Origin of the sequence: Bacillus sp. YC2 (assembly GCF_019891195.1) — a bacterium.
Classification (GTDB): domain Bacteria; phylum Bacillota; class Bacilli; order Bacillales; family Bacillaceae; genus Bacillus.
This window is the reverse complement of record NZ_JAHXDO010000010.1, coordinates 22077-38537: the sequence shown is the minus strand read 5'-3', so window position 1 is coordinate 38537 and position 16461 is coordinate 22077. Positions and strand designations below refer to the sequence as shown.

4 protein-coding genes are annotated in these 16461 nt (G+C 47.3%); 3 read left to right on the top strand and 1 reads right to left on the bottom strand.

The genetic code is table 11. The features are described 5' to 3' along the window. The 3 genes from KY305_RS15405 to KY305_RS15395 are packed head-to-tail and all read left to right on the top strand — an operon-like array spanning position 1 to position 14951. A complete protein-coding gene (locus KY305_RS15405) occupies positions 1–7554 on the top strand; it encodes a type I polyketide synthase (protein ID WP_223063289.1) in 7554 nt (2517 codons plus the stop codon). A 1-nt stretch (position 7555) separates the two neighbouring features. Continuing rightward, positions 7556–13963 carry a type I polyketide synthase gene (locus KY305_RS15400; RefSeq protein WP_223063288.1) on the top strand — a complete coding sequence of 2136 codons (6408 nt, stop codon included), beginning with the start codon at positions 7556–7558 and terminating at the stop codon, positions 13961–13963. Further along, positions 13956–14951 carry a phosphotransferase enzyme family protein gene (locus tag KY305_RS15395; RefSeq protein ID WP_223063287.1) on the top strand — a complete coding sequence of 332 codons (996 nt, stop codon included), beginning with the start codon at positions 13956–13958 and terminating at the stop codon, positions 14949–14951. Before KY305_RS15400 ends, KY305_RS15395 begins: the two co-directional genes overlap by 8 nt. Before the next feature lie 81 nt (positions 14952–15032). Here KY305_RS15395 and KY305_RS15390 read toward each other — a convergent pair whose 3' ends face one another. Next, complete coding sequence (locus KY305_RS15390) at positions 15033–16412, bottom strand: alkaline phosphatase (protein WP_262417814.1); 1380 nt, start codon at positions 16410–16412, stop codon at positions 15033–15035. Positions 16413–16461 lie beyond the last annotated feature (49 nt).

Here is a 16461-nt window from a genome sequence, read left to right as displayed (position 1 = left end):
ATGACAGAGGAGAAACAATGGGTTGAAACCGGAATGGAAATAGCTGTCGTCGGGATGGCAGGCAGGTTTCCCGGCGCGGCAACCATTGAAAAGTATTGGGAAAACATTGCAAACGGAACGGAATCGGTTACCCGTTTTACAGATAAAGAGCTGCGCGCGGCAGGGATAGAGGAATCATTGCTGAATCAGCCTGATTATGTGAAGGCGAAACCGATTATCGATCAAGTATCTGACTTTGATGCCGACTTCTTCGGATATACCCCGAGGGAGGCGGCTTTAATGGATCCTCAAATCCGGCTCATGCATGAATGCACATGGGAAGCATTAGAGCACGCAGGCTGTGATGCTGAGCGTTTTAAAGGGCTGATCGGCCTTTATGCGGGGGCTTCAAGTAATTTGTCATGGATGGAACAGCATAGCTCTTCACTGCGAAAGAAAGAAGATGTATTCCAGATCATGCACTTAAATGATTCTTCTTTTGCCTCGCGAATCGCATATAAGCTGAATTTAAAAGGGCCAAGTGTATCTGTCCAGACGGCGTGTTCGACTTCTTTAGTTGCGATTCATATGGCGTGTCAGGGACTTTTGGGGGGCGAGTGCGATCTTGCATTGGCGGGAGGCGTTACTCTCAATCTGCCCCACGTTACAGGATATCTTTACCAGGAAGGCATGATTTATTCTTCGGACGGACACTGCCGTCCGTTTGATGAAAGCGCCAATGGGACGATTTTCGGAGAAGGAGTTGGAGTGGTCGCGTTAAAACGGCTGGCGGATGCGAAAGCTGACGGAGATGAGATATATGCCGTAATTAAAGGCTCAGCGATCAATAATGACGGAAATAATAAGGCGGGGTATACGGCTCCGAGTGCAAAAGGACAAGCCGATGTCATCCAGACTGCCATGGAAATGGCGGAAACAGAGCCTGAAACCATCGGTTATATAGAGGCGCACGGGACGGGCACGCCTGTCGGAGATCCGATCGAAGTGGAAGCGCTGACCCGCGCTTTCCAGACTGATAAAAAATCATTCTGCCGTTTAGGCTCGGTCAAAGCCAACATCGGGCATTTAGATGCGGCATCAGGCGTCGCGGGATTTATAAAAACAGTCATGATGCTCCGTCATAAAATGCTCCCGCCTGCTCCTTACTTTAAAAAGCCGAATCCGCGAATCCAATTTGAAAATACACCGTTCCTTGTTAATACGGAGCTGACGGAGTGGGAATCAGCCGTCTATCCGAGGAGAGCGGGAGTCAGCTCATTTGGAATCGGCGGCGCCAATGCCCATATCGTTCTTGAGGAATCACCGCAAAAGGACAGCCTGGGAGAACATAAAAAAGAAACGGAGCTGATTGTGCTTTCGGCCAGAACGGAACGGGAACTGGCCAGATCAGCCGAAAACCTTTCTGAATTTCTAAAGCGGCATCCCGAAACACCGGTGTCGGCCGCCGCCCGTACGCTTCAGCTGGGGAGAAGGCCGTTCGGACATAGGATGACCTTTGCTGCTTCGCGAACGGATGAGGTGATAAGACAGCTTTCTCGCGGATTTGCCGAACAAAATGTGACAGAAGCGTCCGCTCTTCCTTCGCGTACAATGTTCGTTTTTCCGGGTGCTCATCAAGATGGCCTGAGTGCTTTTATACGGCTGTACCAAGCAGAGACATTATTCAGAAATGAAGCCGATCGTTATCTTTCATCGGCTCAAGCGGAACTTGGAAGAGATTTGATTTCCTGTTTTGAAGCGATTGTTTCAGGCAAAGCAGACGATCATGCCGATGATCAGCCGGAGCTATCTCTTGTTTTGCTGTTTGTGATGGAATATGCATCAGCTCAATATTTACAGCACATCGGATTACAGCCGGATGTCTTCATGGGCCGGGGGTTCGGTGAATTAACCGCGGCTTGTGCGGCAGGTGTCTTTACGTTTGCAGAAGCTGTCCGGGCAGCGTGTAAGCGGGGAGAATTGATTGCAGCAGCGCCAGCCGGAAAAATGCTTGGGGTCAGCCTCAGCGAAGAAGAAATCGAGCCGTACTTAAAAGACACTTTATCTCTTGCACTTGCTGATGAACAGTACTGCATTGTGTCGGGATTGTCCGGGGACGTAGGACAATTACAGGAAGATCTCCGTAAAGGCGGAGTTGCCTCTGAGCTGTTTGCCACAAATACGGCGTTTCAGTCTTATCTGCATCAGGAAGCAGCCCGCGAATTTAAGAGTTTTCTTCATACGCTGCCGCTGAAAACACCGAATATGCCAATCATTTCTTCATATACAGGGGAAGTAATGACAGGTAAGGAATCAAAAGATCCTCAATACTGGGCGGATCAGCTATGCCGGCCGATCAGGTTTGCGGAAAAGATAGCTTCTTATGTAAAACGCGAACCGGCAGTCTGTGTGGATGTGCGGCTAATATTTGGGGCGGCTGTCTTTACGCCAGATCAAACGGCCGAAATAGCAGAAGAAATTACTGAAGACGGTGTGCTGAAGCTTCATATATATGGCGCCTTGTGGAGATTGGGCGCGGAAATTGATTTCAGTATTTTGCATCACCCGAAAAGCATACGGCGGACAGCTTTACCAACGTATCCATTTACGAAACGGCATTTTCCTTTACCGGAAGAAGACAGAAAGAGAAAAGAGACAGCAGCATCCGATCATCGGGACGCCGTAAATCCTTCATTACATATGCTGACTGTGACAGAAATTGAAAAGAAAATCAGTGAAGTTGTCAAACAGCATTTCGGTTTTGAAAGTGTGGACGAGCAAGTGCCGTTTTTTGAGCTGGGGGCTACTTCGCTCGATATGTCCCAATTGGCGGCAAAGCTGACAGAGCATTTGAACTGGAAAATTGAACCTGTCCTCTTGTATCAATTTGCCGCAATACGCAGCCTTGCAAGCCATCTTCATGAGCAGTATCAAAATGCTGACCGTCAGGAGGGCGCGAATGCTGATGTCTTTAGTGACGAAGCACCCGCCCGACACGAAGCGGGGCGTCCGTCAGATATTGCGATTATCGGAATGGCCGGACGCTTTCCGGGCGCTGCCGCGTTAGATGAGTTTTGGAACATGCTGATCAACGGGGAGGAGACCATTCGTCACTTCACCGATGATGAATTAAAGAAGGCGGGCACGGACGAACAGCTTCTGAAGCACCCTGATTTCGTAAAGGCAAAAGGAATCATTGACAATTGTGACAAGTTTGACGCAGATTTCTTTCAATATTCTGCAAGAGAAGCTGAACTGATGGATCCGCAGCTTCGGCTCTTGCATGAATGTGCATGGGAAGCGCTGGAAGACGCAGGGTGCGACCCGGATAGAACAGAAGGAAGCATAGGTGTATATACGGGGACAAGCCCAAATTTGGATTGGATATCACGATTTGCAGGAAAACTTGGCGGTGCTGAACAGTTCAGTGCGATGCTGTTAAATGACAGAGAGTTTTTCAGTACACAGCTGGCGTACAAATTAAACTTGCATGGACCGAGTATTACGATGCAGACGGCATGCTCCACTTCATTAGTGAATATCGGAGCCGCATGCCAGGCACTGCAAAACGGGGCGTGCAGCACTGCGATTGCCGGGGGAGTGACTGTCAGTACGCCTCTCAAGACGGGATATGTGCACCAAGACGGAATGATTCAATCGAGAGACGGCCATTGCCGTCCGTTTGACCGTGATGCGGGAGGTACAGTTTTTGGCGACGGTGCGGGAATCGTCGTACTGAAACGGTATGAGGATGCCGTAAAAGAAGGCCATACGATTCATGCCGTCATAAAAGGCATCGGCATCAATAATGATGGCGGCAGAAAAGCCGGGTTTACGGCACCAAGCGTAGAAGGGCAGGCGGAGGTGCTGAAGCAGGCGTACCAGGCTGCCGGTATTCAGCCGGCGTCCGTCGGCTATATTGAAGCACACGGAACGGGAACGAAAATGGGCGATCCGATTGAAGTAGAGGCGTTAAGCCAAGTCTTTCAACATGCGGCTCCCCGTTCTATTCCGATCGGCTCCGTAAAAAGCAATGTCGGGCATTTGAACAGCGCTGCCGGGATTGCCGGGCTTTTTAAAGCGATTCTATCACTGAAACATAAAACCATTCTGCCAAGCCTGCATTTCAAAAATCCGAATCCGAATATCAACTTTGACAAAACGCCTTTTTATGTCAATACAGAACCGGCGTACTGGAAAGAAAACGCTGAACCAAGAAGAGCGGGAGTCAGCTCCTTTGGGATCGGCGGAACGAACGCCCACCTTGTCATTGAGGAGGAAACAAAAACCGGAAGAGAGGCTTCCGAGAGAGCCCATCATTTATTCCTTCTGTCCGCTAAGACAGAAACCGCACTGGATCAGATGACGGCGAACATGAAAAAGTTTTTGAAAAACACGCCTGCCGCGGCTTTAGAAGATGCCGCGTATACATTACAGGTCGGAAGAAAACAGTTTGTTCACCGGAAAGCTGTTGTCTTAACAAACGCTGATGACTGGACGGAAGAATCCGAACTTACAGCCAGTTACAGCGGCGGCAGACGGACAGTGGCCCTTATGTTTTCAGGCCAAGGCTCTCAATATATCAATATGATGAAAGAACTGTATGAAGCGGAGCCCGTTTTTAAGAGAGAAATAGACCGGTGTTTTGACATTGCGGAACAAACCCGTCACCTCCAATTGAGACAGGCCGTCTTTCCTGAAAATGCCGAGAGCGCTGTGTTAACAGAAACCGCATTGGTTCAGCCGCTTCTATTCATTTTTGAATATGCGCTGGCAAAGCTTTTGGAAAGTGCGGGCGTCACACCGGATTATATGATCGGGCACAGTATCGGCGAATATACGGCAGCTTGTCTGTCCGGCGTATTTTCTCTGGAAACGGCCATACAGCTGGTGGCCGAGCGAGGGAGATTAATGCAGGGGCTGAAGCCGGGGACGATGATGAGTGTCCTGCTGCCAGAAGAAGAGCTTATGCGGATGCTTCCGGAATGTTTGTCGCTGGCGGCTGTCAACGCCGAAAATGCCTGCGTCGTATCCGGAGAAGAGGTGGATATTGACAGGTTTTCACATCTTTTAGAAGAGAAAGAAATCCTGTTCCGCAAATTGAACACGTCTCATGCGTTCCATTCTTATATGATGGATCCGGTTCTGGCTGATTTTGAGCAGGTTCTCAAACAGTCTGATTTGAACAGTCCGCGCATTCCTTTTCTCTCAAATGTGACAGGTACATGGATTAAGCCTGAACAGGCGGCGGACCCGGCCTATTGGGTCAAACATTTGCGCGGAGCCGTACGCTTTCACGAAGGTCTGTCAGAGCTGTTAACCGATGAAAATGTTCTGTGCATTGAAGCCGGACCGGGAAACACGCTAAGCGCGCTTTGTAAACGGCATCCGAAGCGGACGAAAGACCACGGTATTGCCAATATGGTCAGGCACGTTCACGAAACAGACCATGACCATGCGTATTTCTTGAAAAAATTAGGTGAACTTTGGCTGAACGGCTGTGAAATAAATTGGCGCCGCTACTATGGCGATGAGCAAAAACATCTCATCCCGCTGCCTCATTATCCGTTTGAGAAAAAACGGTATTGGCTGGATGCGGCAAAACAGGAAGAGGTTTTTACGAGCTCAGCAGAACCGAACCAAAAGCTCCCGATGGAGAAGTGGTTCTACCTCCCGTCATGGAAAAGACAGGTCAAACCCGAAGGCGTAAAGAAACTTGCTGATGAAAAGCGGACGACATTGGTGTTTCATGAGGAAACGAAGTTCAGCTTTTCTCTTGTGCAAAAGCTTGAGCAAAACGGGATGAAAACGGTCATCGTCAAAAAAGGAGCCCGCTTTGAGAAAAACGGCCCCGGGTCTTATACCATTCATCCGGCCAGCGGCAGCGACTATGAAAAGCTGTTTGCTTCGCTTCAAGAAGATCAGCTTCTGCCACAGCGGGTGATTCATACATGGAATGTTTCTGAAGGCCTGGAAGAACAAGAGCAATCTTTCGCTATCAGCAGCGAAAGCGGCTATTACAGTTTGATTTTTACAGCACAGGCAGCAGCAAGACAAAAGCAAATCAATAATTGTGAACTATTTATTTTAACAAGCGGATTGCATGAAGTAACGGGCGGAGAATTCATCAATGCCGAGAAGTCGGCTGTTCTCGGGCCGATCAAAGTCATACCGCAGGAATACAACCATATCAAATGCTGGAATATTGACATTCCGCCCGTGCCGGAGTCGCTCACATGGAAAGAAGAAGAACTGATTGACCAAATCATAAGTGAGACTGAGACTCCCGGAAAAGATCAAATCATTGCTTACCGCCACCGTAAGAGATGGGTGCAGATGTATCAGCCGGTTACGCTGAACAAGAAACCGGGACTGCCTCATATGATACGTTCGGGCGGCGTGTACTTGATAACCGGAGGGCTTGGCGGAATAGGATTCGTATTGTCAAAGCTTCTTGCAAAAGAAGGGCAGGTCAAACTGATTTTGACCGGAAGAAGCGGTCTCCCGCCGCGCGATCAATGGGCGGCGCTATGCAGCGGAAGCGGAGAAAACGAAGCCATTGTCTCAAAAATAATGAAGGTGAAAGAATTAGAACGGCTTGGCGCTGAAGTAACAGCGGTAAGCGCAGACGCAGGAAACCTGCAGGATATGCAAAAAGTCGTGAAAGACATTTATTCAGCATACGGCAGGCTTAACGGGGTGTTCCACGCGGCCGGACTTCCCGGAAGTTCTTCATTCCGGGCGATAAAAGATATTCCTGACGAAGCTCGAAACGGAGAAGAGCAATTTCAGTCGAAAGTGAAGGGTTTGAAAGTGCTTGAAACCCTGTTGGAAGGGGAAGAAATCGATTTTTGCTTCTTATTTTCATCCATCAGTGCTGCGCTCGGGGGCCTCGGCTTCTCAGCATATTCGGCAGCCAATATATATATGGATGCTTTTGCGCAGAGAATGAATCAGAAAAGCAAAGCGCCTTGGATATGCGTCAACTGGGATGCCTGGAACTTCTGGGGAGATCTGGATTCCGCGATAGGCCAATCCATTGCCGAGCTGGCCATTATACCGGATGAAGGCGCGGAATTATTTCAATATGTGCTGTCCGCTGACAGTTGCCGGCATTTATTGGTGTCAACAGGAAGCTTAAACCATCGGATCAGACAGTGGATTTCCATGGAAACGAAAGAAGCAGAAACGAAAAAAACATCCATCCATACAAGGCCGGAATTGAAAAATCCGTATGTGGCGCCAAGGAATCAGACGGAACAAGTGATTTGCCGGGTCTGGCAAGACTTTATGGGGCTTGAGCAGGTTGGGATTCATGATAACTTCTTTGACCTCGGGGCCAGCTCTTTAGATATCGTCCAAGTGACAAACCGTCTGAATCAGGAGCTGGGAACAAATGAGGCCGTCGTGACATTGTTCACTTACCCATCTGTATCAGCGCTGGCTCAGTATATTCAGCCTGACAGCGGAAACGGTGAAGATGAAAACGAGGAAGAGATGGCGTTCGCTTCGGGCGGGCGAAGAAAAGCACGGATTCGCAATCAGCGAGACAAAAGATTGAGAGGCGGCGAATAAAATGAGTAACTCACAATATCCGAATCATGGAGCTGAAATAGCTGTCATAGGGATGGCAGGCAGATTTCCGGGAGCGAAAAATATTCAAGAATTTTGGCAAAACATCACAAACGCAAAAGAATCCATTTCTTTTTTCACCGAAGATGAGCTGAAAGAAGAAGGAATTGAGGAATCTCTGCTTCATGATCCCCGATTTGTAAAGGCAAAAGGAATTGTGGAGGACGCAGACTTATTTGATGCCGGATTTTTTGACTATACACCTAAGGAAGCGGCCATGATGGACCCTCAATTTCGGATTTTTCATGAGTGTGTGTGGACGGCGCTTGAGGATGCCGGCTATGATCCTTTTACGTATAAAGGGCAGATCGGGCTGTATACTGGAGCGGGCGTCAATGCCGAATGGATGATGAGAGCGTTGCAAGGGGCGAAATCAGGTGAAGATTCAAAAACGCTGGAAACGGCCGTATTGAATATGCGCGATTACTTGGCCACTCTCATTTCTTACAAACTTAATTTAAAAGGCCCGAGCATGATGGTGCAGACGGCGTGCTCCACCTCCATGGTTTCCATTCATCTTGCTGTACAGGCCCTGTTAAACGGAGATTGTCATATGGCGGTAGCGGGAGGCGTATCCATCCGCCTTCCGCAAAAATCAGGCTACATCTATCAGGAGGGGATGATTCACTCGCCTGACGGACACTGCCGTGTATTTGATGATGCAGCCGCAGGTACGGTATTCGGAGACGGAGCCGGTGCAGTGATTTTAAAAACACTTGAGGATGCGGAAGAAGACGGAGATCATATCTACGCGGTCATTAAAGGGACAGCCGTCAATAATGACGGCAGCCGAAAAGTCGGGTATACGGCGCCAAGCACAAAGGGGCAGGTGACAGCCATTAAGACCGCATTGAATATTGCAGAAGTTGACCCGGAAACAATTACGTATGTGGAGGCTCACGGTACGGGGACAACACTTGGCGATCCGATTGAGATTGAAGCGCTGAAACAAGCTTTTCAAACCGAACGGCGGGGGTACTGCCGAATCGGTTCTGTCAAATCAAACATCGGACACCTGAATGATGCATCAGGTGTCGCCGGTTTTATCAAAACGGTGCTGAGCCTGCAGCATAAAGTGATACCGCCGACTCTCCACTTCGAAAAACCTAATAAAAAAATAGACTTTGAACAATCACCGTTTATTGTAAATACGTCCTTGACCCCATGGGAAGAATTTGAATTTCCGCGCCGGGCGGGTGTCAGCTCATTCGGGATCGGCGGCACTAACGCACATGTCATTTTAGAAGAAGCGCCGGTCAGAAAGCCGTCAACAGCCGGACATGAAAGTGAACTGCTTCTGCTGTCTGCAAAAACACCGCAGGCATTAGAGAAAATGACAAGCCGCTTTGCAGATTATCTAGTGAAACATCAGCAGCTCAATCTTGCTGACGTCTCATACACTTTGAAAACCGGCCGCCATTCGTTTCCATATAAAAAAATGATTGTCGGCAAGGATATCTCCGACATACTTCAAACGTTACATGATCAAAATGAAAACATAAAATCGGGAAGTTCACAGACAGCCGCTCGCCCTGTTGTATTTCTGTTTCCAGGGCAGGGCTCGCAGTATGCCGATATGGGAAAAGGTTTATATGACAATGTGCCTTTCTTCAGATCTCAGATGGATGCTTGTTTTGAGATCTTAAAGAGGTATATGAAGGAAGACCCGAAGCAAATATTATTTTCTGCTGAGCTTGGGTTTAAAGACGGCCTGATTCATCAAACGGAATATACACAGCCGCTTCTGTTCTGTTTGGAATACTCGCTGGCAAAAATGCTGATGAAATGGGGAATCAGACCGCAGGCCGCAGCTGGCCACAGTATCGGAGAATACACGGCGGCAGCTTTATCAGGCGTCATGTCTCTTGAAGATGCGATTGCCATTGTTGCCTATCGGGGCGCCGTGCTCCAAAGCCTGCCGGAAGGCTCCATGCTCAGCGTATCGCTGAGTGAAGCTGAGACGGAAAATTATTTAGCAGGCTCACTTTCGATCGCGGCGGTTAACGCTTTTGACGTATCCGTCGTATCAGGGGAGACAGAAGCAGTTGACGCCTTAGAGAACAAGCTGAACGCTGAAGGCATCGGCTGCAGGCGGCTTTATACCTCACATGCGTTTCATTCTCATATGATGGATCCGGTGCTGGAAGACTTTAGAACAAAACTCGAATCCTATCAATTTAACAGCCCTTCTTTTCCATTTGTATCAAATGTGACGGGAAACTTGATTACAGATCAGGAAGCGGGCGATCCGTCTTATTGGACAAGTCATCTGCGAGGCACCGTCAGGTTTATGGATTGCGCCAAACGAATGAAAGAGGAATGGAATCCGATATTCATAGAAGTCGGTCCTGGAAACGCACTGACCTCATTTATCGGAAAGCTGTATCGTGAGACAGAAGAACAGGCCGCTTTAGTTCAGCTCTTAAGGCATCCGAAAGAGCAAACATCAGATTACAGCTGCCTGCTGAAAAGACTCGGTGAGATGTGGCTTCAAGGCGTACCGATTGATTGGAAAGCATTTTACGGTAATGAAGATCGGTATATTGTCCCTCTTCCATCGTATCCATTCGAAGGGGAGCGGTATTGGATTGCTCCGATAAAGCAGCAGTCTGAGCAAACGGAAGGCCTCTGCATCATTACGCCTGAGCCGCGGCAGGAACGTAAACCGGACGGGGGAAATTCTGAGCCGCATTTCAATGAAACAGAGGCGGCATTGGCCGATATGTGGAGGGATATCCTCGGCATCAACAGCGTCAGTTTAGATGATCATTTCTTTGAATCAGGCGGTCATTCCCTGAACGCGACAGGCCTTATTTCTAGAATACACAAAGAATTCGGTGCGGAACTGACTTTGAGCGATATGTTTCAGAATCCGACGATCCGCACCCTTGCGGCTCTTATTGAGCGGACGGAGCGAAACGATTATTCGTCCATTCCGCCAGCTGAGAAAAAAGACGTGTACAATTTATCAGCGGCACAGAGAAGAACGTTTTTAATTCATCAAAGAATCGGGCAAGTCACCACGTATAATATGCCGATGGCGCTGCTCTGTTACGGAAAAATCGACACGCGAAAATTTGAAGCGGCCTTCCGGCGTTTGATTGAACGGCATGAAACACTGAGGACGACATTTGAATTAAAGGACGGCGTACCGGTCCAAAGAGTGCATTCTGATTTTACGTTTTCAATCGAATATAAAGAAGCCGCGATGGAAGAGCTGGACGGGCTGATCAAATCCTTTATCCGTCCTTTTGATCTGAAGGTATCCCCGTTAATCCGTGTGACCTTTGTTAAAATTGAAGAACAAAAACATGCATTATTGGTGGATATGCATAATATTGTGGCGGACGGCGCTTCCATGAATATTTTTATTAAAGAATTTACTCAGCTTTATAAAGGGGAAGAGCTGCCGGAAGCGAGAATTCAGTACAAGGATTATGCGGAATGGCAGAGAGTTTATTTTGAAAGTGAGTTCTATCTCCGCCAGAAAAAATATTGGCTGAATCATTTGAAAGATGAAGTTCCGGTTTTGGAAATGCCGCTGGACTTTGAACGGAAAGAGCAAAGCTTTTTAGGCAGGGCGATTAAATTTACGATCTCTCCGAAGACGCTTAAGAAGCTTGAGAAAATAGGGGAAGCCCATCAGCTGACCAACAATGCCCTGCTCTTTCAATTATACGCTATGCTGCTGTCCCGCTATGCCGACCAAGAGGAGCTTATGATCGGTTCCCTGGTGGCAGGCCGCCGTCATGCGGATATTGAACATACAATCGGCATGTTCACAAACTTTCTGCCGATTAAAATGAAAGTGAACCCGGAGCAGTCTTTCATTAAAAACCTGCAAATCACAAAGCAAACGCTGCTTGAAGCATATGACAATCAGGATTACCCATTTGACCAAATGGCGGAGGAGCTCCTTCACCATGCAAGACCAAATCGAAATCCTTTGTTTGACACGATGCTGATTTATCATAATGAATATGATCCGAATATTAAAATTGAGGCCAAAGGCTTAACTTTTGAAACCTATGAATTTGCTAAAGGCATTTCCAAGCTTGATATGAAAATGGATGTCGTCAAAGAAGTGACCGGAGAGCTGAAATGCGTGCTTCAATACAACCGTTCACTTTTCTCACAGGAATCTATGCAGGCTTTTGTCTCCCGCTTTATTTCACTGGCAGAAAAAGCTGCAAATCAACCGGATCTCCGCTTAAAAGATTATCAGATATTGAGCGAACAGGAACAAATAGAAGCCAAAATGAAACGTGAGCGCAAAAGGATACCGGCGCCTGCTGTGCCGATCACCATCTGCTCAACTTTTACGGCCGATCCGATTGTTCCATACGTTTCATGGTGGGGCGGGCAATTTGACCTGAACCTTGATGTAAAGATGTCTCCTTACGGACAGGTATTTCAAGAGCTGCTGAATGATGACAGTTTGTTATCCAAGCAAAAAAGCGGAGCGAATCTGCTGCTGATCCGTCTGGAAGACTTAACCGGAGATGCAGGGCTTTCAGATGAAGAAAAAATTGAAAATTTACGATTTAATTCAGACGAACTGCTGGCAATCATGAAACATAAAGAAAAGAATGCTCCGTACTTTCTCGTAATTCTTCCTCTGGAATACGGGCAAAGTAAAAAGCTGACGGAAGCATTGGCAGATGTCCAGCAGCATTGGCTTAATCAGCTGTCCTGCGAGAAGGAGATCCATCTCATTGATGTCCGCAGGCTGCATGAGACATACCGGCTGAAAGATATATATGATTCGGCAGGCAAACAGGCGGCGAACATGCCGTACACAGAAGAGTTCTATGCTGCGCTGGGGACAAGGATTGCCCGCGAACTTGCTGCATGGCTCAAGCCTCCGTTTAAAGCGGCGGCCATTGATTGTGACGGAACGCTATGGAGCGGCATCGTCTCCGAGGACGGAGCGGAAGGCATTCGAGTCACTTCCGGCCATCAGGCGCTGCAGCGGTTTTTAAAGCGGAAAAAAGAAGAGGGATTGCTTTTGACATTATGCAGCAGAAACAATGAAGAAGATGTATGGCAGGCATTTGACCACCATCCGGATATGATTTTAAAAAGGGAGGATTTTGTTTCGTCCCGTATTAACTGGGAACCAAAAGCGAAAAACATCGAAGAGATGGCGGCGGAGCTGAATATTTCGCCGGACCGGTTTATATTTTTAGATGATGACCCGGCCCAATGCCTTGAAATGAATGACCGTATGCCTGATGTGCTGACGCTCCTGCTCCCTGCAGAAACGGAATCCGTGCCATTGTTTTTAGAGCATGTATGGGCTTTTGACAGATTCAGAGTGACAGAGGCAGATCGTAAACGGACAGAGCGCTATTTGGCTGACCATGATCGAAAACGCGATCAAAAGACAGCGGGATCTCTTGAAGAATTTCTGAAAGGGCTTAAGCTGCGTGTCAGTTTGAATAAAATGACTGAGGATCATGCATCCCGTGCGGCTCAAATGAGCGCCAGAGTAAATCAATTCAATATGAAGCCCGCCGTCTGCCATGAGCTTGAATGGAAAAAGCGCCTTCGATCTACCGGACAGATGGGATGGATTGTTGAAGCTGCCGACAGATTCAGTCATGAAGGCATCGTCGGCGCCATATTCGGAGTCAGAGAAGAAAATTCTTTCATTATCGATACCTTTATGATCAGCTGCCGAGCTTTAGGAAAAGGCATAGAGCATAAAGTGCTTGCAGGGATTGCGGCTTTTGCAAAATCTGAACAGATCGGGCAGCTGTATTTTGATTATGAAGCATCAGGAAGAAATCAAGCGTTTTATGATTTTCTCACTGCTGCCGGTGCTGAGAAAACGATGTACAAGACAAAGCAGCTGTACCGAATATCAGCTGATGATATCAAAGATCGAAGTGCACATATCGATCTGCTTACAGAAATCTCTCTCATACAGGGGAAAACCGAAAAGCAAAATCATACGATACAGCCTGAGCAGGCAAGCACTTCAGGCTGCAGATGGGATGTTCTCCATACCGAGTCTCTTCATACGCCATATTTAAAAGCGCTTGATGTGAACAGGCCGGAACAGCTGCGGGATCTATTACTAAGAGAGCAGCAGGAGAACGAAGAAGAATGTGCTCCGGAGACAGAACAAGAAAAAGTGCTCGTAAACATATGGAAAGAAATCCTCCATATGAAAAAAGTAGGAATTGACAGTGATTTCTTTGAATTAGGAGGAAATTCGCTCCTTGCTGTCAAAATGGAAGTGGAGATCGAAAAGAAGGGCTGGTATGTTGATGATTTGAATTTTGCTAAAAAACACACTATCAGGGAACTGGCGAAATATATGAAGAGGGTGAATCAGCATGCATAAAGATATCAAAGCGATTTTTGATGAGGATAAGGTGCTGGCAAAGGCCGGCGAAATATATGGCTTTACAAAGGCTCAATTTATCGCGGACGCAGAAAACTACGTATACGAAGTTGTAAAAGATAACGAATCTTATATCTTAAAAATTACGCATACAATCCGCAGAACACCGGAATATATTCTCGGAGAAATGGAATGGCTTCATCATCTGGAAAAGGGAGGGCTTTCAGTAGCAAAACCGATTCCTTCATTAAATGGCAGAGATGTCGAAGAAGTGCCGGATGGAAAAGGCGGGGCGTTTTTATTAAGAGTCTATGAAAAAGCGCCCGGCCATAAAGTAGAGGAATCAGACTGGAACGGAACTCTGTTTTATGAGCTTGGGAAATATACGGGGAAAATGCACCGGCTGACAAAAAGCTACCGTCTGAGCGACCCGAAATATAAAAGGCAGGAGTGGGATGAAGAAGAACAGCTGAAGCTGAGAAAATATGTGCCGGATGATCAGCATCTCGTATTTGAGCGGGCGGATGCTTTAATGGAGGAACTGCGCCAATTGCCGAAGAACCCGGAGAACTACGGCCTTGTGCACGCCGATTTGCACCACGGCAATTTCAACTGGGACAATGGGAAAATCACTACATTCGATTTTGATGATATCGGCTACAATTGGTTTGTGAATGATATCAGTATTCTGCTTTACAACATTTTATGGTATCCGGTCATCCCGTATGAAGACAAGGCTGCATTTACGGAGGAGTTTATGACACACTTTATGAAAGGTTACAGGGAAGAAAACGATCTTGATCCCGTGTGGCTTGAAAAAATACCGGATTTTCTCCGTCTGCGCCATATGCTGATCTACGGTTTATTGCATCAGGCGTTTGACCTTGACTCACTTGGGGATGAAGAGCTTGAGATGCTGAAAGGCTTCAGGCGTGATATCGAAAACGAAATACCAATTACCGAATATAATTTTACTGCCTTAGTATAAGAGGAAAAACGCCGGCTGAATCCAGTCCGGCGTTTTTCCTGAATAAAAAAGACTCCGGCCGGGCCGAAGTCTAAGAGTTTCTTATTTTTTATCCAATATGCTGAATATGTTTTTCGCCTGCTGTGTGTTATCCATCAATCCGTGCCACATCTCTTTCCCCGGACCGTATGCATAAACAGGAACGTCATCTCCCGTATGGGCGAATGTCGTCCACCCGGTAAATGACCGATTGTCAAAGATCGCCTGGATGCTCTTTTTGATGGCGGCCTTGTCTTTGGCTGCGGCGGCTTGATTAACCTGTTCAATTTCTTTTTCTGTAAGCTTTATATCGACATAGGCATCAAGAACCTGAACGGCATCCTTGCCTGCCGCGATTTCTGCCGCCATATACCCCGGCGATTTTTTAGCAGCCAGAATCGGTTTAGGATCCCATTTATAGCCGGTCTCGCGTGTCATGCCGTCCGCTCCGTATGAAAAACCGCCTGTAGAGTGATCGGCTGTAATAATCACCAGTGTCTCTTTATCCTTTTTGGCGAATTCAAGAGCGGAAGTGACGGCATTCTCGAAATCCTCCATTTCACTCATGACGCCGACGACATCATTTTCGTGAGCGGCATTGTCAATATTGCTGCCTTCCAAGAGCATGAAAAATCCGTTTTCATTTTTATTTAACTGCCGGATGGCGGCATTGGTCATTTCTTTTAAAGAAGGGGTGCTGCTGTCTTTATCAATAGCTAAGTCCATCTCCACTTTCTGAAACAGTCCGAGAAGCTTGTCATGGTTGTTTTGTGCCAGCTCTTCTTTCGTCGCGACAAGCTGGTAGCCGTCATCCTGAAATTCTTTGGCGATATTACGATCATTACGGATAAAATAAGCCGATCCGCCTCCAAGCATAACATCAGCTTTATGTAAGCCGCGGACTCTTTCATCATATAATTGGTCGGCGATCTCGGTATAGTTTTTCCGGGAGCTGTTATGTACACTAAATGCGGCCGGAGTGGCGTCGGTTAAATCAGACGTAACGACGAGGCCGACGGACATTCCTTTTTCCTTCGCCCGCTCGGTGACGTTTTTTACCGACTGCTGGTGCGGATCAACGCCAATTGCATCATTGTACGTTTTGACTCCGGTTGCCATGGCTGTTGCGGCCGCTGATGAATCTGTGATATTGTCTCTCTTATCGTTAGGGTGTGTCATTTGCATGGCGGTTAAGTACTGATCCCAGGAAGTCTTTGTAAAGCTGTTTCGTTTTTCGCTTTTTAATGTGCGGTAGCCGTTCATAATAGGCATGCCCATGCCGTCACCCACGATGAATATAATGTTTTTGGGTGTGCTGCCTTTGTCAGTATTTCGGGCGGTTTTTGCTGCGGAAGAAGATTGAGGCATGTAATCCGTTACGAATACAAAGGTTAAAAAGATGGTTAAGAGTAAGAAGCACGGTACAGTGATTCGGGCAATCAATGGATTAAACACTCCTTAATTGTTATTATATTCTATATATGAATTTTAT